The 22,472-nt window shown below is 58.4% G+C and carries 19 protein-coding genes and 1 tRNA gene; 14 read left to right on the top strand and 6 right to left on the bottom strand.

What is annotated here, in order from left to right; all coding sequences use genetic code 11:
• Positions 1-126: 126 nt before the first annotated feature.
• From ACFVHU_RS04860 to ACFVHU_RS04845, 4 genes are all read right to left on the bottom strand, one after another.
• On the bottom strand, positions 127-1,155 hold the full coding sequence (locus ACFVHU_RS04860) for a 6-phosphofructokinase (protein WP_105656872.1): 1,029 nt from the start codon (positions 1,153-1,155) through the stop codon (positions 127-129).
• 254 nt (positions 1,156-1,409) lie between these two features.
• On the bottom strand, positions 1,410-1,652 hold the full coding sequence (locus ACFVHU_RS04855; RefSeq protein ID WP_105656871.1) for a PspC domain-containing protein: 243 nt from the start codon (positions 1,650-1,652) through the stop codon (positions 1,410-1,412).
• Positions 1,653-1,688: 36 nt separating this feature from the next.
• Entirely contained in the window at positions 1,689-1,937 is a 249-nt protein-coding gene (locus ACFVHU_RS04850; RefSeq protein ID WP_133833616.1) for a hypothetical protein, read from the bottom strand.
• 12 nt (positions 1,938-1,949) lie between these two features.
• Entirely contained in the window at positions 1,950-3,272 is a 1,323-nt protein-coding gene (locus tag ACFVHU_RS04845) for a PspC domain-containing protein (protein ID WP_388022755.1), read from the bottom strand.
• A gap of 126 nt (positions 3,273-3,398) precedes the next feature.
• Here ACFVHU_RS04845 and ACFVHU_RS04840 point away from each other — a divergent pair, with 126 nt between their 5' ends.
• Both ACFVHU_RS04840 and ACFVHU_RS04835 read left to right on the top strand, forming a co-directional pair.
• Positions 3,399-4,652, top strand: a complete 1,254-nt coding sequence (locus ACFVHU_RS04840; protein ID WP_332487095.1) for a PspC domain-containing protein — start codon at positions 3,399-3,401, stop codon at positions 4,650-4,652.
• Positions 4,653-4,656: 4 nt separating this feature from the next.
• Positions 4,657-5,325 (top strand): response regulator transcription factor, encoded by a 669-nt coding sequence (locus ACFVHU_RS04835; protein ID WP_105656867.1) that lies wholly within the window; start codon positions 4,657-4,659, stop codon positions 5,323-5,325.
• Between the two features lie 75 nt (positions 5,326-5,400).
• On the opposite strand, the gene ACFVHU_RS04830 is transcribed toward ACFVHU_RS04835, so the two are convergent.
• Positions 5,401-6,600 (bottom strand): pyridoxal phosphate-dependent aminotransferase, encoded by a 1,200-nt coding sequence (locus ACFVHU_RS04830; RefSeq protein WP_332728387.1) that lies wholly within the window; start codon positions 6,598-6,600, stop codon positions 5,401-5,403.
• Positions 6,601-6,868: 268 nt separating this feature from the next.
• On the opposite strand from ACFVHU_RS04830, the gene ACFVHU_RS04825 reads away from it, so the two are divergent.
• From ACFVHU_RS04825 to ACFVHU_RS04790, 8 genes are all read left to right on the top strand, one after another.
• A tRNA-Trp gene (locus ACFVHU_RS04825) sits at positions 6,869-6,941 on the top strand.
• Positions 6,942-7,055: 114 nt separating this feature from the next.
• Positions 7,056-7,304: a preprotein translocase subunit SecE gene (gene secE / locus ACFVHU_RS04820; protein WP_038992215.1), complete on the top strand. Its 249-nt coding sequence runs from the start codon at positions 7,056-7,058 to the stop codon at positions 7,302-7,304.
• Positions 7,305-7,376: 72 nt separating this feature from the next.
• Entirely contained in the window at positions 7,377-8,204 is an 828-nt protein-coding gene (gene nusG, locus ACFVHU_RS04815) for a transcription termination/antitermination protein NusG (RefSeq protein ID WP_181148851.1), read from the top strand.
• Positions 8,205-8,334: 130 nt separating this feature from the next.
• The gene (gene rplK / locus ACFVHU_RS04810; RefSeq protein ID WP_105657674.1) at positions 8,335-8,766 is read left to right on the top strand and encodes a 50S ribosomal protein L11; all 432 of its coding nucleotides are present in this window, start codon (positions 8,335-8,337) and stop codon (positions 8,764-8,766) included.
• Positions 8,767-8,901: 135 nt separating this feature from the next.
• Positions 8,902-9,606: a 50S ribosomal protein L1 gene (rplA, locus tag ACFVHU_RS04805; protein ID WP_105661540.1), complete on the top strand. Its 705-nt coding sequence runs from the start codon at positions 8,902-8,904 to the stop codon at positions 9,604-9,606.
• Between the two features lie 557 nt (positions 9,607-10,163).
• Complete coding sequence (gene rplJ, locus ACFVHU_RS04800; protein WP_105657672.1) at positions 10,164-10,685, top strand: 50S ribosomal protein L10; 522 nt, start codon at positions 10,164-10,166, stop codon at positions 10,683-10,685.
• Positions 10,686-10,758: 73 nt separating this feature from the next.
• On the top strand, positions 10,759-11,133 hold the full coding sequence (gene rplL, locus ACFVHU_RS04795; RefSeq protein ID WP_105657671.1) for a 50S ribosomal protein L7/L12: 375 nt from the start codon (positions 10,759-10,761) through the stop codon (positions 11,131-11,133).
• Between the two features lie 147 nt (positions 11,134-11,280).
• On the top strand, positions 11,281-12,450 hold the full coding sequence (locus ACFVHU_RS04790) for an acyltransferase (protein ID WP_105657670.1): 1,170 nt from the start codon (positions 11,281-11,283) through the stop codon (positions 12,448-12,450).
• Here ACFVHU_RS04790 and ACFVHU_RS04785 read toward each other — a convergent pair.
• Positions 12,404-12,901, bottom strand: a complete 498-nt coding sequence (locus ACFVHU_RS04785; protein WP_105657669.1) for an aminoacyl-tRNA deacylase — start codon at positions 12,899-12,901, stop codon at positions 12,404-12,406. The two genes, ACFVHU_RS04790 and ACFVHU_RS04785, sit on opposite strands and share 47 nt — an antisense overlap.
• Before the next feature lie 614 nt (positions 12,902-13,515).
• Between ACFVHU_RS04785 and ACFVHU_RS04780 the strand changes: the two genes are divergently transcribed.
• The 4 genes from ACFVHU_RS04780 to rpsG all read left to right on the top strand — a co-directional run bounded on the left by ACFVHU_RS04780 (position 13,516) and on the right by rpsG (position 22,447).
• Entirely contained in the window at positions 13,516-17,022 is a 3,507-nt protein-coding gene (locus ACFVHU_RS04780; protein WP_388022745.1) for a DNA-directed RNA polymerase subunit beta, read from the top strand.
• A 97-nt stretch (positions 17,023-17,119) separates the two neighbouring features.
• Complete coding sequence (locus tag ACFVHU_RS04775; RefSeq protein WP_388022742.1) at positions 17,120-21,010, top strand: DNA-directed RNA polymerase subunit beta'; 3,891 nt, start codon at positions 17,120-17,122, stop codon at positions 21,008-21,010.
• Between the two features lie 592 nt (positions 21,011-21,602).
• Positions 21,603-21,977 (top strand): 30S ribosomal protein S12, encoded by a 375-nt coding sequence (rpsL, locus tag ACFVHU_RS04770; RefSeq protein WP_013349694.1) that lies wholly within the window; start codon positions 21,603-21,605, stop codon positions 21,975-21,977.
• Positions 21,977-22,447 carry a 30S ribosomal protein S7 gene (gene rpsG, locus ACFVHU_RS04765; protein ID WP_096256908.1) on the top strand — a complete coding sequence of 157 codons (471 nt, stop codon included), beginning with the start codon at positions 21,977-21,979 and terminating at the stop codon, positions 22,445-22,447. The genes rpsL and rpsG overlap by 1 nt, the downstream gene beginning before the upstream one ends.
• Positions 22,448-22,472 lie beyond the last annotated feature (25 nt).

Genomic DNA, 22,472 nt, shown 5'->3' with positions numbered 1-22,472 from the left:
CCGGGTGGGTCGCCGTTGTGCGTGTACCACCCCCACCCCCCTCCCTACAACAACCAATCGCCTGGGGGTGGGGGTTCTTGCACCTTAACACAAAACCCCCCCCACGCCCTTGGTGTATCTCCAGGCCTAGCCGAAGAGCACGGCGGCCTCTTCGTAGCGTTCCATGGGGACACGCTTGAGGTTGTTCAGTGCGGCACGCAGCGGTACGCGCAGCACCTTGGTGCCGTGCAACGCCACCATGGTGCCCCACGCCTCGGCATGGATGGAATCCACCGCAGCCATTCCCAAACGGGTGGCCAGGACACGGTCAAAAGCGGTGGGGACGCCGCCGCGCTGAATATGTCCCAGCACGGTTGCACGCGTTTCGATGCCGGTACGTTCCTCAATGACCGGGGCGAGCATCTCCCCGATGCCGCCAAGGCGGGCGCGTCCGAAGGAATCGAGACCACGTACCGAGAACGCTTCTTCCATGCCTTCTGGCACAAAGCCTTCGGCCACAACCACCAACGGGGCGCGTCCGCGCTCATGGGCTTCGTTCACCCACTGGCAGATCTGCTCCATGGTGGTGGAAACCTCCGGGATGAGCACCGCGTGCGCACCGGATGCCATCCCCGCGTGCAGTGCAATCCAGCCTACGTGGCGGCCCATTACCTCGGCCACCATGCAGCGGTGGTGGGAATCGCCGGTGGTGCGCAGGCGGTCAATGGCTTCGACCGCAATCTGGTTAGCGGTATCGAAACCGAAGGTGTAATCCGTGGCGTCCAAGTCATTATCGATGGTCTTGGGAACGCCAACGATAGGAAGGCCGGCTTCGCATAGGCGCTGGGCGCCAGCTAAGGTGCCTTCCCCGCCGATGGCAATCAGCGCATCGATGCTATTGGATTTGAGAACCTTGGAAATGTTCTCCGCGCCACCAAGTTCCCCTTCAAACGCATTGGTGCGTGAGGTGCCCAAAATGGTGCCGCCTTGCTTGGCGATGCCACGCACAGCGGTTCGCGGAAGGTCGAAGAAGTCGCCTTCCTTGACGCCGCGCCAGCCGTCGCGGAAACCGACGAATTCGTCGTCGTAGCTTTTGATGCCATTCAGTACCGCACCGCGGATGACGGCGTTCAGACCGGGGCAGTCGCCGCCTGAGGTCATGATTCCAATGCGCATTGGCCCTCGCTTAGTAATGGGAAAGCCTTGTGCGACAGCTGGAGCGTGCAGGCCCCGTGATAACGCTGTAACAGCAAAGAGTTCCATTCGGATTTCAGTCAATATCCGCGCGCCATTGAGCATCTACTCTGCGTGCCATTGTACGTGCTTAAAGCCACTAGGGCGAGTCTCATGTCACGGAAGTGCACGAGCCTCGCCCTAGCCGGATAGCGATGCCAAGCATCGTTCCCGAGCAGGCCAGCCGGGAACGGTATTTAGAATTTGCGAAGCCAGTTCTGCAAGATGATGGTGTTGTCCTGCGCTGGGATCAGGATCCACGCCAGGATATATGCGGCAACACCCATTACCGGAAGCAAGAACGAAAGCAGTAGGGCGATACGCACCAAGGTGACATCCCACCCGAACTTGTCGGCGATGCCCCCGGCGACGCCACCGGCCAATCGGCCTGGCCCGCGACGAAGCGGCATGGAACGAAGCGAGTTGAAGAATGCGTCCATCAGAGAACTCCTAATTGTTGGAAAAGCTTGGAGGGCTTAGAGATTGGGGTCGGTGGGAACCGGTGGTTCGGCTTCGGATTTGCGGGCCTTGCCGGCCGATGCCAATCCGGAGAAGATCATGGCTACGCCGGCCAAGGCGACGATAGCGATGAAGAACAGCGGCATGTCAAAGCTCCACTGCAAGACCAGACGGCTGAGCGATGCCAGGGCGACAACGATCAGAATCAGGCCGAAGACCAAGGTTCCGGTAGGGAATTTCCTAGCGGGAGTAGAAGAAGTATTCATGGGGCTCAGTCCTTAGAAATCCGTGTTGCTGGGGTTCAGGATGCTGGGATCATCCACGGTCGTGGAGAACGAGGAAAAAACTCCGTCTACTTCAATGGTCAGCATTGGTGCATTTCCCGGCAAGGACCGCCGGTCCTGCGGCAGTTCCATATCCATTCCGGAAAGGAATGCGCCGTCGGTCTCGATCTTCACCGGAACATTCTCCGGCAGCAGCAGATCCATTCTGGAGAAGACCGAATCGATCTCCACCGTGGTGGGTTTGGTGATACTGCCCAGATGGGTCAGGTCAACCGTTGAGCTGCTGAAAACAGCGCTGTATTGGCTGTCGCTGCCGGTAGCCGATCGAACGAACCCGCGGGCAGATTCCTCGAAAGACGTAGCAGAGAAGATCACCGTCAGGACCAGCAATGGAATGGCCAAACCCAACAGGCCTCCACTGGTTCGCCCGGAGAGGGCCGCTAAGACAATGGTGATGCCAACAAGCAACAGGCCGCAAGCCAAAGCCACGGTCCAGCCCGAACCAGGCAAGGCCACGATATCCAGGTAGTCGGCCAGCATGACCACGGCGACCACCAGCACGGTAACGCCGAAGACGGTGGTGCCAAGCCAACCCGGAATCGGGCGGCTGATCGGCTTGCGATTAGCCTTGGCACTGTAGGCCTTCGTATATGCGGGATCCGGCGAATAGCTATTTTCGTATTGGCCCGCTGGGCCAGAATCACCTGAATTCATGGGGTGCTCCTTCATCGGCGCATCCGGGTAGTTCGTCCCGAACCCGCTAGCTACGCTCGCATTGAAACTCTGGGTGCCGTCCTCACGCCAAGGATGCTCCAACGCGGTGCTCTTCTCGGCAGCCCTTGGCGAGGCAGCAGAGCTGTCACCGGTCGCTGCCGGATTGCGAGCTTGGTCCGGACGCGCAAACCGGGTGTTCTTCCTGCTTAAGATAATGAATGCGATAGCCGCAACAATAGCCAGGGGCCACAGGACCGGTGCCAGCGAATCCAAGAACCAGGGAGCAGGGAAGATGCCCAGCGCAAAGATGATCACCGCGCCAGTCATGCCGCTGGTCCAGTTCCGGTTCACGGCACTTTCCAGATGCATTTTGCCTCCCGCATCAGGAAGCAACGCCCAAGCCAGTCCATAGAGCACCATGCCCAAGCCGCCTAGGACACCGAGCACCACGAAGATGCCGCGGATCAGCACTACATCGACCTTGAAATAATCGGCGACACCAGTTGCAACGCCACCGAGCCACTGCGAGTCCTGGCGAGTGATCGGTGATTTGCGCAGCTGGTCGTAAAAGCCGCGACGACGTTGAGAGCCTTCGTTGTTCATAGTCCAATGTTCTCGTGTGGCAGGGGTCCCGCGCTATGAGGGGATACCCTGAACTTCCCCTAGGGGTGCCCCTAGATCCGGTGATCAACCGGGAAGAAACGACAAGAACGTGCTTGACTTAGAACTATGGAAAGTCCTGAACGGCGTTTGATGGTGCGCAGCGAGAACCGGCTAATCGCCGGCGTCTGCGGCGGCCTCGCGGAGCACCTCGGCATCCCGCTGGGGTACGTGCGTATTGGGTTCCTGGGATTGTCCGCACTGGGCGGCATCGGCATTCTGCTCTACGCGTGGCTTTGGGTATTCGTCCCGAGCGCCGAAGAGGCGCACGCTGACGAGCTTCGCTCCTGGGGCACCAGATCACGCAGCCTTGCTGAAGAAATGAACCGGGTGCAGCAAGGCATCTTCCGTCCACGCGAAGGTTGGGAAAGGAACTCCACCTGGCGTGACACGCTGATCGGTGCGGGCCTGCTGGCGCTCGCCGTCTTGGCTTATGGACAGTGGACCGGCTGGAATATCCGCTGGGATCTGATCTGGCCTACCTTGGGCGTGATTGCCGGTATTGTGCTGGCTTGGATCCAGTTCGATGAAGGTATCACCGAGCACAAGAAGCGCCCGTCATTGCCTTTCCTGCTGCGCCTGGCTTTTGGCCTGGTCCTGGTCATCGGCGGACTGCTGGCCCTGCTGGGCAATACTGTCGGAGCCGCAGACCTGCTCGGCGGCTTGTGGGCGGCCTTGGCGATCATTGTCGGCGCAGTCGTGGTGTTGCTTCCCTGGGGCACTCGGCTGTGGCGCGATTTCATCGCTGAACGGAGCTCGCGCCAGGCGGCGGCCCAACGTGCAGAGTTCGCGGCCCACCTGCACGACTCGGTCTTGCAGACCTTGGCAGTGATTCAAAAACGCAGTGAAGACCCAGCGGCGGTGAGAACCTTGGCACGTGTCCAAGAGCGTGAACTGCGCCAATGGCTGTACGGCAACCATGACCTTGATGATGAAGATGTAATCGTTGAGATCCAGCACGAGGCAAGCCACATCGAACAGCTGCTACTGCGTGATGTAGAAGTCATATCCGTAGGCAATGCTCAGGGCTTTGCCGGGCAGCAGGCACTGGTGGCCGCTAGCCGCGAGGCGATGATGAACGCAGCGAAGCATGCCGAGGGCAAGATTTCGGTATTCATCGAATGCTCGGCCGAACAAGTAGAAGTGTATGTGCGTGACCGCGGCACCGGTTTCGAAGTAGATGGAATACCGGCGGACCGGCACGGCGTCAGGGAATCAATCATTGGCCGCATGGAACGCGCAGGCGGCATGGCGCATATCCGGAGCGGTGAATCCGGAACTGAGGTGCAGCTGAGCATGCCACTGAACATGGAGGAAGAATAGAAACATGAACGCTGAGAACACCACCGAGAACTACCGTGTAGTGCTGGTGGATGACCACGCCATCTTCCGTTCCGGTTTACGTGCCGATTTGGCCCAGGACATCCAGATTGTCGGGGAAGCTGGCACCGTGGAGGGAGCCATCGAGGTGATCACCGAACAGCAACCGGATGTGGTGCTCCTGGATGTGCACCTGCCCGGTGGCCGCGGCGGGGGCGGGGCCGAAGTGCTTAAGGGGTGCACCGGGCTGCTGGGATCCACGCGTTTCCTGGCATTGAGCGTTTCCGACGCAGCACAGGACGTAGTGACGGTCATCCGTTCCGGTGCTCGCGGGTATGTCACCAAGAGCATTTCCGGGGCCGAAATTTCCGATGCAGTACGTCGCGTGGCCGGGGGAGATGCCGTGTTCTCGCCACGCTTGGCCGGGTTCGTCCTGGACGCCTTTGGCAGCAGCGGTCCGGTGGCAGAAATCGATGAGGAGCTGGATTTGCTCTCTGACCGCGAATTGCAAGTCATGCGTTTGATTGCCCGGGGATATAGCTATAAGGAAGTAGCCAAGGAACTGTTCATCTCGGTAAAGACCGTGGAATCGCATGTGTCCAATGTGCTGCGCAAGCTCCAGCTATCCAACCGCCACGAACTTACCCGTTGGGCTGTGGACCGCAAGATCCTCTAAACGGCACTGCGGCAAAAGCACAGAAGCCGGGCAGTCCATCATGGACTGCCCGGCTTCTTTGGCGGCGCTGTTTTTCTACTTGGCTTCGCCCAGCAGCTTGGCCATCCGTGCGACGCCTTCTTCGAGGTCAGCATCACCCAGTGCATATGACATGCGGATATAGCCGGAAGGGCCGAATGCTTCACCTGGAACGACGGCAACTTCTGCCTGTTCCAGGATGAAAGCAGCAAGTTCTGCACTGGTGTTGTTCACTACGCCGCGGATTTCGCGACCCAGCAGGCCTCGAACATCCGAATACGCGTAGAACGCGCCTTCCGGAGTAGGGCAGTGCAGGCCGTCAATCGCGTTCAGTGATTCGACGATGGCCAAGCGGCGACGGTTGAAGGCAACCTTCATGTCGTTCACGGCATCCAGCGGCCCGGCAACAGCAGCCAGGGCGGCTCGCTGCGATACGTTGGAAACGTTCGAGGTGGCGTGGGACTGCAGGTTGGTGGCGGCCTTGATGACATCCAGCGGACCTGCCATCCAACCCACGCGCCAGCCGGTCATTGCGTAGGTCTTTGCCACGCCGTTGAGGACGACAACTCGGTCTTCGAGCTCTGGGACCAAGGTCGCGATGGAGCTGAAAGTTGCATCGCCGTAGGTCAAGTGCTCGTAGATCTCATCGGTAACAACCCACAGCCCCTTGGAAGCAGCCCACTGGCCGATCTCGCGGACCTGCTCCGGGGTGTATACGGCACCGGTGGGGTTCGAAGGAGAAACGAACAGCAGCACCTTGGTGCGTTCGGTCAGTACGGATTCGAGCTGTTCGACGGTAACCTTGTAGCCCTGCTCCGGGCCGGCAAAGACCGATACGGCCTTGCCTCCGGCGAGCTGGATGGCTTCGGGATAGGTGGTCCAGTACGGAGCCGGAACGATGACCTCGTCACCTGGATCAAGCAGGGTTGCGAAGGTGTTGTACACCGCCTGCTTGCCGCCATTGGTGACCAGAACCTGATTGGCCTTGAGCTCGTAGCCCGAATCGCGCATGGTTTTGGCGGCGATTGCTTCGCGCAGCTCGGGAAGGCCGGCTGCAGGGGAGTAGCGGTGGTTCTTTGGATCCTGGGCCGCCTTGACTGCTGCTTCGACAATGTAGCCAGGGGTTGGGAAGTCGGGTTCACCGGCACCGAAACCGATTACTGGTCGACCTGCTGCTTTAAGAGCCTTCGCCTTGGCATCTACTGCGAGAGTCGCGGATTCGGAAATTGCGCCGATGCGGCGAGAAATGCGAGACATTGGGGATTCGTCCTGAAGTCTATGGGGACAGCTGTTACACCTCAGTTTAGTTCGCAACCTTGCACTTCAGCATCACAATTTTGAAAATGACACAATAAGGTGCGCAACGGGGCGCGGGAATGCGTTCTGCGCCACACTGGAGGTTGTCAGTTCGACATTTCCGATTTCGTTGCGTAAAGTTATTTCTCGTTGCCGAGACATCGCAACGGACGAAGCTGAATGTTTTATCCGCTAAGATGTTCTAGGTTGGAGCGGTAAAAAGCTCCGAAGGGTAGTGGCGCAATTGGTAGCGCAGCGGTCTCCAAAACCGCAGGTTGCAGGTTCGAGTCCTGTCTGCCCTGCGCAATAGCGATTTATCGCTTAGCGAATTATCTCATCACGGTGTGTTGCAGTCGAATAGACTATGGCACACCGTGATTGTTTCAACTGGCCAAATTTTTGAAACGAGGAAGAACATGACCGAATCTGCTCTCAGCTCCGGTAAGGGTGGACAGAAGTTGGGTTTCTTTGCCCGGATCTTCTTGTTTTTCCGCCAGGTAATCGCAGAACTTAAGAAGGTCGTCACCCCGACCCGCAGTGAACTAGTGAATTATTTCCTGGTTGTTGTCGGTTTCGTGGTCGTGGTGATGCTGATCGTGACGGCCCTGGACTTCGTCTTTGGGCAGGGTTCGATCCTCCTGTTCACCAACAAGGTCGAACAGTAATTTTGTTGCCTCGGAGGTATGATTACCCCGAGGCAATTTAGTGTCATTCAGTCAAAGAAAGCAGGAGCTGCAGTGTCCGACAAGGAACTCGAACCGCAGATTAATGACGAGGTCGAAAACGAGTTCGTTGAAGCCGCCGGCGATCAGGTTGAGCCAGCTGTAGAAGCTGACGTCGACCCAACCGAAGCACCAGCACAGGACGCTGAAGACGCTCAGGTAATCGAAGGCGCAGCTGAAGAAGCTGAAGGCGAAGACAACGAAGCTGAAGAAGCCGAGGGCGAAGACAACGTAGCCAAGCTCAAGGAAGAATTCCGCGCTAAGCTCCGTCGTCTTCCAGGTGACTGGTTTGTCATTCACACCTACGCTGGTTACGAAAACCGCGTGAAGGTCAATCTTGAGACCCGTATCCAGACCCAGGACATGGATGAGTTCATCTTCGATATCCAGGTTCCAATGGAAGAGGTCGTCGAGGTCAAGAACACTCAGCGCAAGATCGTTCGCCGCGTGCGCATCCCGGGCTATGTCCTGGTCCGCATGGAGCTGACTGACGCGTCGTGGGGTGTTGTTCGACACACTCCAGGTGTCACTGGATTCGTTGGCAACGCCCACGATCCAAACCCACTGAGCCTTGACGAAGTGTTCTCCATGCTTGAGCACACCATCGTTGATCCAGTAGAGCAGCCATCGGCGTCCAAGCCAGGCCGTGCTCCAATTACTGAGGTCACCGTGGACTTCGAAGTCGGCGAATCGGTTATCGTCAATGACGGACCGTTCGAAACGATGCCCGCAACCATCTCGGAGATCAAGCTGGATGCCGCACAGCTGGTCGTACTGGTTTCGATCTTCGAACGTGAAACCCCAGTGACCCTGAACTTCAACCAGGTCACCAAGATCCAGTAGTATTAAGTCTTCGTGCCCCGCATCGGTCGCTTATCGATGCGAGGGTACGCTTGGCTGTCGCGCCACGATAGCCAGATCCCCGTGCCACGCTCCTGTGCCACGGGAAACGCAAGAGTAAGAAGGACCCGACATGGCCCCAAAGAAAAAGGTCACCGGACTCATCAAGCTGCAGATCCAGGCAGGTGCTGCTAACCCAGCTCCTCCAATCGGTCCAGCCCTTGGTCAGCACGGCGTCAACATCATGGAATTCTGCAAGGCTTACAACGCAGCGACCGAGTCGCAGCGCGGTAACGTTGTTCCAGTTGAGATCACCGTATACGAAGACCGTTCGTTCACTTTCATCACCAAGACTCCTCCTGCAGCTGAGCTGATCAAGAAGGCAGCTGGCATTGCAAAGGGTTCGGGTGTTCCGCACACCGACAAGGTTGCTAACCTGACCCAGGCTCAGGTTGAGGAAATCGCCACCACCAAGATGGCTGACCTGAACGCAAATGACCTGGCTGCTGCAGCCAAGATCATCGCCGGCACCGCCCGCTCCATGGGCGTGACCGTAGAAGGCTAATCCCGCCTTCCGCTGTTCACACGCTGGATAGCACTCAAGAATTCAATCTAAGGCGAAACGGTCATCCGATCGATTCGCCCGTGGCAGGACCCCGCGCGGTCCATATGACCACGACTGCATAAGGAGAAAACGCAGATGGCAAAGCGCAGCAAAGCATACGTAGCCGCCGCGGCTAAGATCGATGCCGACAACAACGTCTACGCTCCAGCCGAGGCAATTGCCCTGGCTAAGGAGACCGCAGGCGATAAGACCAACTCGACCGTTGAGGTTGCTTTCCGCCTGGGTGTTGACCCACGTAAGGCTGACCAGATGGTTCGCGGTACCGTAAACCTTCCACACGGCACCGGCAAGACCGCCCGCGTGGTTGTTTTCGCTAACGGTGACAAGGCAGAAGCAGCTCGCGAAGCTGGCGCCGACTTCGTTGGCTCGGACGACCTGATCGAAAAGATCCAGGGCGGCTGGACCGACTTCGACGCAGCAGTTGCAACCCCTGACCTGATGGGCAAGGTTGGCCGCTTGGGTAAGGTACTGGGTCCTCGTAACCTGATGCCAAACCCTAAGACCGGCACCGTGACCATGGATGTGGCCAAGGCTGTAACCGACATCAAGGGCGGCAAGATCGACTTCCGCGTCGACAAGCACTCGAACCTGCACTTCATCATTGGCAAGGTTTCGTTCGACGCAAAGCAGCTGACCGAGAACTACGCAGCAGCTCTGGAAGAGGTTATGCGCCTGAAGCCTTCGGCTTCGAAGGGTCGCTACATCTCGAAGGCAACCATCGCTACCACCTTCGGTCCAGGTATTCCTGTTGACGCGAACGTAACCCGCGTTGAGGCCTAAGTCTAGTAGCTAACTAGCTTGAGGGAGCATGCCGATAATCGGCATGCTCCCTTCCTTTTTAAGCGAGGAATCTGCGCGATGGCCACGGCTGCTGGAAAGCGTATTCATGTTTCGTACCAGCCTGTAGCCGATGATAAGCTTTGACTACCGAGTATCTCGGTCATCCGCGTATGGATCCCCCAAGGCCCTACGCGGATGAGATACGAAAGTTTCCCCAAAACTTTTGTATCGGCGGGACTTACTACTAGCGTTCCCCAAGCGTTGGTAAATGAGTCCCGCCATTCTAATTTAATTCCCCTAGTGACCAGGATCATGAGATTGGCTCCGGCTTCGATTTGCTGTGGGCTGGAGTGCTCCTATAAACTAGAAATACCGAAGACCGTCGGTCGAGCATTTGGTTTCCAACTGCTCCTAAAGATCCGCAAGGATGACCAACGCAGGTTACATAGATTTTTTGACTTTGAATAAGTTGAAACGCCCTGTGCTCCTGCGCGGGGCTATTTTTATGGCCTCGCCGGTTTTGAAACGGTACCGAACAAATCCCCGGAAGGAGTGTTATGGCAACCCCAAGCAAGACTGCAGCGATTGAAGAAATCACCGCGGAATTCAATGATTCGTCGGCGGCTGTCTTGACCGAATACCGTGGGCTTACCGTTGCACAGCTCAAGGATCTGCGCCGCTCGCTTGGTCAGGAGACCAAGTACGCAGTCGTAAAGAACACCTTGACCGCAATCGCAGCGAAGAACGCTGGCATCGATGCTTTCGATGAACAGCTTTCTGGTCCAACCGCAATCGCCTTCATTAAGGGCGATGCAGTTGCTGCCGCTAAGAGCCTCACGGAATTCGCCAAGACTAACGAAAAGCTGGTCATCAAGACCGGTTGGTTCGAAGGTAAGGCACTGGACCAGAGCGGCATCGCTGCTTTGGCTGCGCTGGAATCCCGCGAAACTCAGCTCGCCCGCGTTGCAGCAGTGCTGCTGGCTCCAGCTTCCGCTGCTGCCCGCGCTGTCGAAGCTCTGCGTGCAAAGCTCGACGAGAACGGTGGCGAAGCTGCCGAGGAAGCTCCGGCAGAAGCCTAAGCTTTCGAGTTCTCTCGCAACGTAAACCCAAATTCATCGGCCCTCAAGGCCAAAAACCGAAAGGACGCCCACCATGGCGAAGCTCAGCAACGAAGAGCTGCTTTCCGCATTCAAGGAAATGACCATCATCGAACTGTCCGAGTTCGTTAAGGAATTCGAAGAGACCTTCGACGTAACCGCTGCTGCTGTTGCAGTTGCTGGTCCAGCTGCAGGCGGCGAAGCTGCTGCTGAAGAGCAGACCGAATTCGACGTAGTCCTCGAGTCGGCCGGCGACAAGAAGATCGCAGTTATCAAGGAAGTTCGCGCACTGACTTCCCTGGGCCTGAAGGAAGCTAAGGAGCTCGTTGACGCTGCTCCAAAGGCTCTGCTTGAGGGTGTTGCAAAGGACGCTGCCGAGAAGGCTAAGGAAGCTCTGGAAGCTGCCGGCGCTACCGTCACCGTTAAGTAAGTACAGCGGTCACTCGCAACTTATTGCCAAAGGTCCACAGACGAAAGTCTGTGGGCCTTTGGTCGTTAAGCTGGGAAGTCCATAGCAATTGTTTTATAACGTTTCTATTAACAGCGTTTATTCAAGTTCATTGTTTACAGTGAAAATGTGTCAAAAACCGTAGCTACCCAGAACCAGAAACCAGCACCGCGGCTAGGGCTCCTAGACGCATTGAGGATTACAGCTGCGCTAATTGTCGTCCTGTACCACTACACCGCATGGGGACATGATCACTGGGGGAGGCAGGCCGCAGAGTTCTGGCCAGTACTCTCCGAATTCACCCGTTACGGACAGCTGGGTGTACAGCTATTCTTCCTCATCTCGGGCTTCGTTATCCTGATGTCCCTCCAGGGAAAGAACGTCATTGGTTTCATCGGCTCGCGTGTGGGCCGCCTCTACCCGGCCTACTGGCTCGCGGTACTCGCAGCAACAGTACTCTCGCTTGGGATCTGGCCTTCCGGCAACGAGGGACGCTCGGCCAGTGATATTCTGCCCAACCTGAGCATGATGCAGGCTGGATTCGGCGTCACCGATATGGACGGTGTCTATTGGACACTTTGGGTCGAGTTGCGTTTCTACGTGTTGCTCGCAGCGCTCTTGTCCATGGGCTTCGTGAAGAACAAGCACATCCTCTTGCTCTCTGCCATTTGGCCCGCTCTGGGCCTGTATCTGCATTTCACAAGCTTGGACAAGCTGCAGGAATGGATTGCCGGGCAGTATGCGGCCCTGTTCGCAGCCGGCATGGTGCTCTTCTTGATCTATCAAAGCGGCCACAGCATTCTGCGGTGGTCCATGGTCGCAGGCAATACTGCCATCGCCGCATTTTTCACCGGCATCAAGGGGCGCAGTGACGCGGACTTGCTCTCCGGGATGGATATCCCGGCCTGGCATTTCCAGCTGCTGACCGTCCTGTGCGTAGCTCTGCTGGCGGTGTGCACCCTGACTCCGCTCAAGAACGTCCAGGGCAAATGGCTGGCTGTGGCCGGTTCATTGACTTACCCGCTGTACCTCGTGCACCAGTTGTGGGGTTGGTGGCTAATCAACCAGCTGCACGGTTTCGTGAACAAGTACGTGCTGCTGGCCGGTTTGCTGGTGCTGATGCTAGGAATTGCCTACCTGGTGGCACGCTTCGTCGAGCAGCCGCTTGGTCTGCCGCTGCGCAACGCGACGATCAAGGGATTGACCGAGTCGCAGGCCTGGGCCAAGAAGGCATTGGCTAAGCCAGGGCTGGTTATTCCGGAGTCGAAATATCAGCAATCGTGGCATCAAATCCGCTAACCAAATCCTTGGCGCGAACCAGCAGTCCATGGGCTCGGTCCCCGCTGCCCAGTCCTATCTGTTCCGATACGGGCTCTTCGAAGACGCTGGCATCGATGTAGACAGGCAGTACCGTGTGCGAGCCAAAAGGCGTAATGGTTCCGCTCTCGTAGTGCGTGACATCCCAAGCGATATCTGAAGATGGCAGGGAGAGCTTATTGACGCCCATGACTCCGCGCAGCTTCGCCCAGTCCAGTTTCCGCCCGCCGGGGATCAGCGCGAAGACAAAGGTGCCGTCTGTGCGTTTGATAACCAGCGTCTTGAGCAAGGCCGAGGCCGAGATTCCCAAGGCGTCCGCAGCCTCTTCCAGCGAGCGGACCTTGTCGCGCGGCACAATCTCGATTGGGATGTTCCGGCGCGAGGCGTCCAGGGTAACTCGGGTCAGTGCTTCATCTGACTGCAGCTTATTCACTTCGTCTCCTAACCGTGGATGTTTGCTCGATCATAGCTAGTGGCGAAAGAAGAAGCCACCGGACACACGAGGTCGCAAAGGCTTATATCTGCTGGGGGAGCGTGTAGCTTCAAGCCTCCCGGATACCCGGAAAAAAATCTCCAAGAACGTTCGCCATGCGGCTGAAGCGGAGAAAAATTGGGGTTTCTGATGCCTGCTGAGGAGAATGTGACAGAAAGCATAACGTTGCCTGATGCCCGGAATCCGGAGACTGCGTTCAGCGGGCCAAGACCTTTGGCAATTCGCAAGAATCCGCGAAAACAAGGGTATCAGTTGGGAAAATGCATGCACTTTTCGGTGCGCGGTACGACCGGGTTGCGCGCTGGCGCGGTGCTTGGAAACCTGAGTGGCAGCCCGCGCGAAAGTGGGGGCGAAAACTATAGCACGAATTTCTGCACCGAGTATCGACAACCGGATTTTCCTCCGGTAGAGTAGAAATTTGCGCCTTGCTGTTTGCGCGCGCGGCCTTCATATAGCGGTGGGTTCGTGCGGACGAAAAAAGAGGAACTGTCCTATGGCAGGAACCTTAGCACGGTAAGCGTTCGGAAACCTGACGGTCTTTGGAAGGATCCATCTTGGTCGCCTCGAGCAACCCTAACAACCAAACCGCTAGTTCGGCTCGCGATGCTGCATACGCTGGCCGACTTTCTTTTGCAAAGATTCACGAACCCCTTGAAGTGCCTAACCTGCTGGCATTGCAGACCGAGAGCTTTGACCGCCTCGTCGGCAACCAGAACTGGGTAGAGCGCCTGGCCAAGGCAGAAGCCGCTGGTGACTTCAGCGTGCCCAACACCTCGGGCCTGGCAGAAATCTTCGAGGAAATCTCCCCAATCGAGGACTTCCAGGACACCATGTCCTTGAGCTTCTCGGATCCGGAGTTCGCTGATCCTAAGTACTCGATCGCAGAGTGCAAGGACCGCGACGCCACCTACGCGGCACCGCTGTATGTCAAGGCCGAATTCATGAATAATGAAACCGGCGAAATCAAGCAGCAGACCGTGTTCATGGGCGATTTCCCGCTGATGAGCGAAAAGGGCACCTTCATCATCAACGGCACCGAGCGTGTCGTTGTGTCCCAGCTGGTTCGCTCCCCAGGTGCGTACTTCGAGTCCACGCCGGACAAGACCAGTGACAAGACGATCTTCTCGGCACGTATCATCCCATCGCGTGGTGCATGGTTCGAGCTGGAAATCGACAAGCGCGACCAGATCGGCGTACGCCTTGATCGCAAGCGCAAGCAGTCGGTCACCGTCTTGCTCAAGGCCCTTGGCTGGAGCGAAGAGCAGATCCTGTCCGAGTTCGGCCAGTACGATTCGATGCGCGCAACCTTGGAAAAGGACAGCATCAAGGATCAGAACGAAGCCTTGCTGGACATCTACCGCAAGCTGCGTCCAGGCGAGCCTCCTACGGTTGAGGCCGCCCAGGCACTGCTGAAGAACATGTACTTCGAGCCTAAGCGCTACGACCTGGCCAAGGTTGGCCGCTACAAGATCAACCGCAAGCTGGGCGTGGAGACTCCGGTCAACGCCGAGAACGCTTCGGTGCTCTCGCTGGACGACCTGGTAGCGATGATCCGCTACCTCGTTGCGCTGCACGCAGGCGAGAAGACTGTTCAGGGCACCCGCAAGGGCGAGATCGTTGACGTTCCTGTCAACGTCGACGACATCGACCACTTCGGCAACCGCCGCATCCGCGCCGTGGGCGAACTGATCGAGAACCAGGTCCGCACCGGCCTGTCCCGCATGGAGCGTGTTGTGCGCGAGCGCATGACCACCCAGGACGTCGAGGCGATCACCCCGCAGACCCTGATCAACATCCGCCCTGTTGTGGCTGCCATCAAGGAGTTCTTCGGAACCTCGCAGCTTTCGCAGTTCATGGACCAGAACAACCCGCTGGCCGGCCTGACCCACAAGCGCCGCTTGTCGGCTCTGGGCCCAGGCGGCCTGTCCCGTGACCGCGCAGGCATGGAAGTACGAGACGTCCACCCGTCCCACTACGGACGCATGTGCCCAATTGAAACCCCTGAAGGCCCGAACATCGGCCTGATCGGTTCGTTGGCTACCTACGGACGCATCAACTCCTTCGGCTTCATCGAAACCCCGTACCGCCGCGTCGCCAATGGCGTCGTGTCCAACGAGGTCGACTACCTGACCGCCGATGACGAGCTGCAGCACTACATCGCACAGGCCAACGCGCCACTGGATGAGAACGGCCGCTTCGTTGAAGAGACCGTTCTGGTTCGCGAAAAGGGCGGTGGCGGCGAGCCTGTTATCGTCGACTCCGATGAAGTGACCTTCATGGACGTTTCGCCGCGCCAGATGGTTTCGGTGGCAACCGCGCTGATTCCATTCCTCGAGCACGACGATGCCAACCGCGCACTGATGGGCGCCAACATGCAGCGCCAGGCTGTGCCGCTGCTGAAGTCCGAGCGTCCGCTGGTGGGTACCGGCATGGAGAAGTTCGCCGCGGTTGACGCCGGCGACTCCGTTGTCGCCGCCAAGCCAGGCGTGGTCACCGAGGTATCTGCTGACCTGGTTGTCGTCATGAACGATGACGGCACCGAGTCGATGTACCCGATCATGAAGTTCGCCCGCTCGAACCAGGGCAACGCCTACAACCAGCGCGTTCGCGTGTCCGAAGGCGACCGCCTGGAATACCAGTCGATCATCGCTGACGGTCCTTCGACCGACTCCGGCGAGCTCTCGCTGGGCAAGAACCTGCTCGTGGCATTCATGTCCTGGGAAGGCTACAACTACGAGGATGCGATCATCCTCTCCCAGCGCATGATCTTCGACGACGTGCTCACCTCGATTCACATCGAAGAGCACGAAGTCGATGCCCGCGACACCAAGCTCGGTGCCGAGGAAATCACCCGCGACATCCCGAATGTCTCGGAAGACATCCTCTCCCAGCTCGATGACCGCGGCATCGTCTACATCGGTGCCGAGGTCGAGGCCGGCGACGTGCTGGTAGGCCGTGTCACCCCTAAGGGCGAGACCGAACTGACCCCGGAAGAGCGCCTGCTGCGTGCCATCTTCGGTGAGAAGTCGCGCGAAGTGCGCGACACCTCGCTGAAGGTTCCGCACGGCGAGTCCGGCACCGTCATTGGTGTTCGCATCTTCGACCGCGACAACGACGATGACCTTTCCCCTGGTGTCAACCAGCTGGTCCGCGTCTACGTTGCCCAGAAGCGCAAGATCTCGATCGGCGACAAGCTCGCAGGTCGCCACGGTAACAAGGGTGTCATCTCGCGCATCATGCCGCTGGAAGACATGCCATTCCTGGAAGACGGCACCCCGCTGGATGTCATCCTGAACCCGCTAGGTGTGCCAGGTCGTATGAACGTCGGCCAGGTTATGGAAATCCACCTGGGTTGGGCTGCCAAGCAGGGCTGGAAGATCGAAGGCGAGCCTGAATGGGTCCGCGATCTGCCGAACCTGCCACGCGAGTCCGGTTCCACCACCGTGGCAACCCCGGTCTTCGATGGCGCTTCCGAAGAGGAAATCCGCGGCATCCTGGATTCGACCAGCAAGACCCGTGACGGTGTGCGCCTGATTGGCAACTCCGGCAAGGCGAAGCTGTTCGACGGCCGCTCCGGCGACCCGCTGCCGGATCCGGTTTCCGTGGGCTACATGTACATCTTGAAGCTCCACCACCTGGTGGACGACAAGATCCACGCCCGTTCCACCGGTCCATACTCCATGATCACCCAGCAGCCACTGGGCGGTAAGGCCCAGTTCGGTGGCCAGCGCTTCGGCGAGATGGAAGTTTGGGCACTGGAAGCATACGGTGCCGCTTACACGCTGCAGGAAATCCTGACCATCAAGTCGGATGATATCCACGGCCGCGTGAAGGTCTACGAAGCTATCGTCAAGGGCGAGAACGTTCCAGAGCCTGGTGTTCCAGAATCGTTCAAGGTGCTCATCAAGGAAATGCAGTCGCTGTGCTTGAACGTCGAGGTACTCGGTACCGACGGCAACACTATCGAAATGCGTGAGTCGGACGAGGAATCGTTCCGCGCCGCTGAAGAGCTGGGCATCGACCTTTCACGGTCGGAGCCGAACTCCGTAGAGGAAGTGTAATCTGGCGCCCTGCCTGCAGGACCTGCAGGCAGCGGCGGCAAATTCCCACCCTCATTCGTATCGACTTCAGACACCACAGAAGAGAGAAAAGGACCATATGTCCAGCGATTCCTCATTCGGCCTCATGCGAATCAACCTTGCCACCGCGGATGAAATCCGTGGATGGAGCTACGGCGAGGTCAAGAAGCCGGAAACCATTAACTACCGCACCCTGAAGCCGGAGAAGGACGGTCTTTTCTGCGAAAAGATCTTCGGCCCTTCCCGCGACTGGGAATGCTACTGCGGCAAGTACAAGCGCGTGCGCTTCAAGGGCATCATCTGCGAGCGTTGCGGCGTCGAGGTGACCCGCGCGAACGTACGCCGTGAGCGCATGGGCCACATCGAGCTGGCAGCTCCTGTGACCCACATCTGGTACTTCAAGGGCGTTCCATCGCGCTTGGGCTACCTGCTCGATCTGGCTCCGAAGGACCTCGAAAAGGTCATCTACTTCGCTGCCTACATGATCACCGGTGTCGACGAAGCACGCCGCCACGCCGAAATGCCTAACCTGCAGGCCCAGCACGACCTGGAACTGCGCAACCTTGCGAACAACTCGGAAGCTGACAAGAAGGCTGTTGCAGCCGACCTGGAAGCCGAGCTGGAGCGCATGGAAGCTGACGGCGCCAAGAATGCCGAGCTGAACAAGGCCCGCACCTTGGCCGAGAAGACTGTTCTGCAGATCGACAAGCGCGCCAAGGCCGAAGCCGAGCGCCTGCGTGCGGTCTGGGAGCGCTTCAAGAACCTGAAGGTCGCCGACCTCGAAGGCGACGAAGGCCTGTACCGCACCATGCGTGAGAAGTACGGACTGTTCTTCGAAGGCTCCATGGGTGCAGAAGCTATCCAGAAGCGCCTTGAGAACTTCGATCTGGCGGCTGAAGCTGAAGAGCTGAAGACCATCATCGAAAACGGCAAGGGCCAGAAGAAGGCTCGTGCGCTCAAGCGTCTGAAGGTCGTCAACGCGTTCCTTGTCAACGGCAACTCGCCTAAGGGCATGGTCCTTGACGCCGTTCCGGTGATCCCGCCAGAACTGCGCCCGATGGTCCAGCTCGACGGTGGCCGTTTCGCTACCTCGGATCTGAACGACCTGTACCGCCGCGTGATCAACCGCAACAACCGCCTCAAGCGCCTGCTTGATCTCGGTGCGCCAGAGATCATCGTGAACAACGAAAAGCGCATGATGCAGGAAGCTGTTGACTCGCTGTTCGATAACGGCCGTCGTGGCCGTCCGGTGACCGGGCCAGGCAACCGCCCGCTGAAGTCCCTGAGCGACATGCTCAAGGGCAAGCAGGGTCGTTTCCGCCAGAACCTGCTGGGCAAGCGCGTTGACTACTCGGGCCGTTCGGTCATCGTTGTCGGCCCGCAGCTGAAGCTGCACCAGTGCGGTCTGCCAAAGCAGATGGCCCTGGAGCTGTTCAAGCCTTTCGTGATGAAGCGCCTGGTTGACCTCAACCACGCACAGAACATCAAGTCGGCTAAGCGCATGGTCGAGCGTTACCGCCCGCAGGTTTGGGATGTTCTCGAAGAGATCATCACCGAGCACCCGGTACTGCTCAACCGTGCACCTACCCTGCACCGCTTGGGTATCCAGGCCTTCGAACCACAGCTGATCGAAGGCAAGGCCCTGCAGCTGCACCCATTGGTTTGCGGCGCGTTCAACGCTGACTTCGACGGTGACCAGATGGCAGTCCACCTGCCGCTGAGCCCAGAAGCACAGGCTGAAGCCCGTATCTTGATGCTGTCCTCGCACAACATCTTGAAGCCTTCCGATGGCCGCCCAGTGGCACAGCCTTCGCAGGATATGATCATCGGCTTGCACCACTTGACCACCAAGCGTGCAACCGAAAAGGGCGCCGGCCGCGTGTTCGCTACCGTATCCGAGGCCATCATGGCCAAGGATCTGGGCGAACTGCACCTGAACGCACCGATCAAGGTCCGCGTGGAGAACTTCGTTCCTTCCGCAGACCAGCCAGCCCCTGAGGGCTGGGAGCCAGGTACCCCGGCATTGCTGGATACCTCGCTTGGCCAGGTGCTGTTCAACGACACCCTGCCTGCGGACTACCCATGGGTAGCCACCGTAGCGGGCAAGGATGCGCTCTCGGAGATCGTCAACGATCTGGCAGAGCGCTACCCGAAGATCATTGCCGCAGCTACCCTGGATAACCTGAAGGACGCCGGTTTCTACTGGTCGACCCGCTCGGGTGTCACCGTGGCGATCTCGGACATTACCTCGAACATGGATAAGGCAGCCATCTTGGCTCCTTACGAGGTAAAGGCCGCCAAGGTCCAGGCTTCCTACGACAAGGGCCTGATTGCAGATACCGAGCGCCGCCAGGACCTGATCGACATCTGGACCAAGGCTACCGACGAGGTTGCCGAGGCAATGAAGAACGGCATGGAAGAGCTGAACACCATTAACCGAATGGTGACTTCCAAGGCTCGTGGTAACTACCTGCAATTGCGTCAGATCGCGGGTATCCGTGGTCTGGTGTCCAACCCTAAGGGTGAAATTATTCCTCGCCCGATCAAGTCTTCCTACCGTGAAGGCCTGTCGGTTCTGGAGTACTTCATCGCGACCCACGGTGCCCGTAAGGGCCTGGCGGATACCGCGCTGAAGACCGCTAACTCGGGTTACCTGACCCGTCGTCTGGTGGACGTTTCGCAGGATGTTATCGTTCGCGAAGAGGACTGCGGCACCAAGCGCGGCTTGACCGTTGCCATTGCAGATAACTCTGCCGGCATCCGCGTCAAGCACGAGACCGTGGAGAACTCGGCGTACACCCGTACGCTGGCTACCGACGTCAAGAACACTGAAGGCACCGTGCTGGCTACCGCCGGTTCGGATGTCGGCGACGTGCTGATCGACGAGCTGTACGCTGCAGGCGTGGATGAAATCCGCGTTCGCTCCGTGCTGACCTGCGACTCGGCTGTTGGAACCTGTGCTCTGTGCTACGGCCGTTCGCTGGCCAGCGGCAAGACCGTGGACATCGGCGAGGCTGTTGGCATTATCGCCGCGCAGTCCATCGGCGAGCCTGGTACCCAGCTGACCATGCGTACCTTCCACACCGGTGGTGTAGCGTCGGCTGACGATATCACCCAGGGTCTGCCTCGTATCCAGGAACTGTTCGAAGCCCGTACCCCTAAGGGTGTGGCTCCGATGTCCGAGGTTGCCGGTCGCGTGTCGATCGAAGACGACGAGAAGCAGCTGCGTGTTGTAGTTACTCCAGACAACGGCGACGAGAAGCAGGCCTACCCGGTTCTGCGTCGTGCTCGCCTGTTGGTTGAAGAGGGCGAAAGCATCGTTGCCGGTACCCAGCTCACCAGCGGTACCTTGGATCCGAAGCAGGTTCTTCGAGTCCTCGGCCCACGTGAGGCACAGAAGTTCCTGGTCCGCGAGGTCCAGGATGTGTACCAGTCCCAGGGTGTGGGCATCCACGATAAGCACGTGGAAGTCATCGTCCGCCAGATGCTGCGCCGCGTCACTGTCATCGAGTCGGGCGAGACCGACTTGCTGCCAGGCGAGTTGGCCGATCGTTCGCGCTTCACCGCGGCGAACCGCAAGGCTGTCTCGGAAGGCAAGCGTCCAGCTGCCGGCCGTGACGAGCTGATGGGCATCACCAAGGCATCGCTGGCCACCGATTCGTGGCTGTCGGCTGCTTCCTTCCAGGAAACCACTCGCGTCCTGACCCAGGCTGCGATGGAAGGCAAGGAAGATCCACTGCGCGGTCTGAAGGAAAACGTGATCATCGGTAAGCTGATCCCGGCCGGTACCGGTCTGGATCGCTACACCCAGGTCAACGTCGAGCCAACCGATGAAGCAAAGGCAACTTTGTTCACCGGCACCTCGGCCTTCTCCTCGGGCCTGTACGACGATGCGCTGGAAGGCGGGCTGTCGCCTGAATTCCGTGCCATCTCGATGGACGACTACGACCACGGCTCGGACTTCCGCTAAACCGGGAGCACTGTCACCGTAAGGTAGTTTGACCCAATGCCTGCCCGCACACTGTGCGGGCAGGCATTGGGCGTTTAACCGCCACAGTTCCCAGTGGTCTGCGTTCCGGGGCCTGCGCGCAACACGGGGTGAAAATAGTAGTCGATAAATCCACTGGGAGATTTAGGAACTAGTATTCGCCTTGATGCGGATCCGCTGGCAAGCCGGCAGCGGACATCCGCGGATTCAGGTGGTTTTCATCTGGCGGTCCCGTGGCGTTCAGCTGGGGTCGATATCGTGGTCACTACCCAAACCGTCTCGATGGCGGCGGGGGCCAAGAGTGGCCTGGTCGGTGAGATAGCTTACTGTACATGGTGGCTCGGTGGATTAATGCTAGACTGAGATCAATTGTTTTATGTGTGGCAAAATGGACTCCGTCCGGGTTGCGGGTAGGTTGCGCAACGAATGCCACACTTTCGCACGCCTAGGGACTTTTGATTCTGAGTGCGCGGTAAAGCAAGCAGCTAGCTACATTGCGAAGCGCTAAAACTTTTCTAGGCTTAGGCGTTTTCGTCGTGTTGCCGAAGAACTTAGACAATGGAAGGACACGAAAGTGCCTACTATTCAGCAGCTGGTCCGCAAGGGCCGCTCGCCTAAGGTCGTCAAGACCAAGGCCCCTGCCCTTAAGGGCAACCCAATGCGCCGTGGCGTGTGCACCCGTGTGTACACCACCACCCCGAAGAAGCCAAACTCGGCTCTGCGTAAGGTCGCACGTGTGCGCCTTGCCGGTGGCGTCGAAGTGACCGCTTACATTCCAGGTGTCGGACACAACCTGCAGGAACACTCCATCGTGCTCGTTCGCGGTGGTCGTGTAAAGGACCTTCCAGGTGTTCGCTACAAGATTGTTCGTGGTGCTCTGGATACCCAGGGTGTGAAGGATCGTAAGCAGGCTCGTTCCCGCTACGGTGCAAAGAAGGATGGTAAGTAATGCCTCGTAAGGGTCCGGCGCCAAAGCGCCCACTAGTTTCTGATCCAGTCTTCGAATCCCCATTGGTCACCCAGCTGATCAACAAGGTTCTCGTAGACGGCAAGAAGTCCACTGCAGAGCGCATTGTTTACGGTGCACTCGAAGGTGCCGCAGCAAAGTCCGGCGCCGACGCTGTTTCGACCCTCAAGAAGGCTATGGACAACATCCGTCCAGCCCTCGAGGTTCGTTCCCGCCGCGTCGGTGGCGCTACCTACCAGGTTCCTGTTGAGGTCAAGCCAGGCCGTGCAACCGCACTGGCTCTGCGCTGGCTGGTTGGCTACTCGAAGGCTCGCCGCGAGAAGACCATGATCGAGCGTTTGATGAACGAGATCCTGGACGCATCGAACGGTCTGGGTGCCGCTGTGAAGCGTCGCGAAGACACTCACAAGATGGCCGAGTCCAACAAGGCCTTCGCACACTACCGCTGGTAAGAACCGCTCGGAAAAGCTGGGCATC

Origin of the sequence: Glutamicibacter sp. NPDC127525 (genome assembly GCF_042672105.1) — a bacterium.
Taxonomy (GTDB): Bacteria; Actinomycetota; Actinomycetes; order Actinomycetales; family Micrococcaceae; genus Glutamicibacter.
Note: the sequence above shows the minus strand (reverse complement) of the source record. Positions and strands in the feature narration are given on the sequence as shown.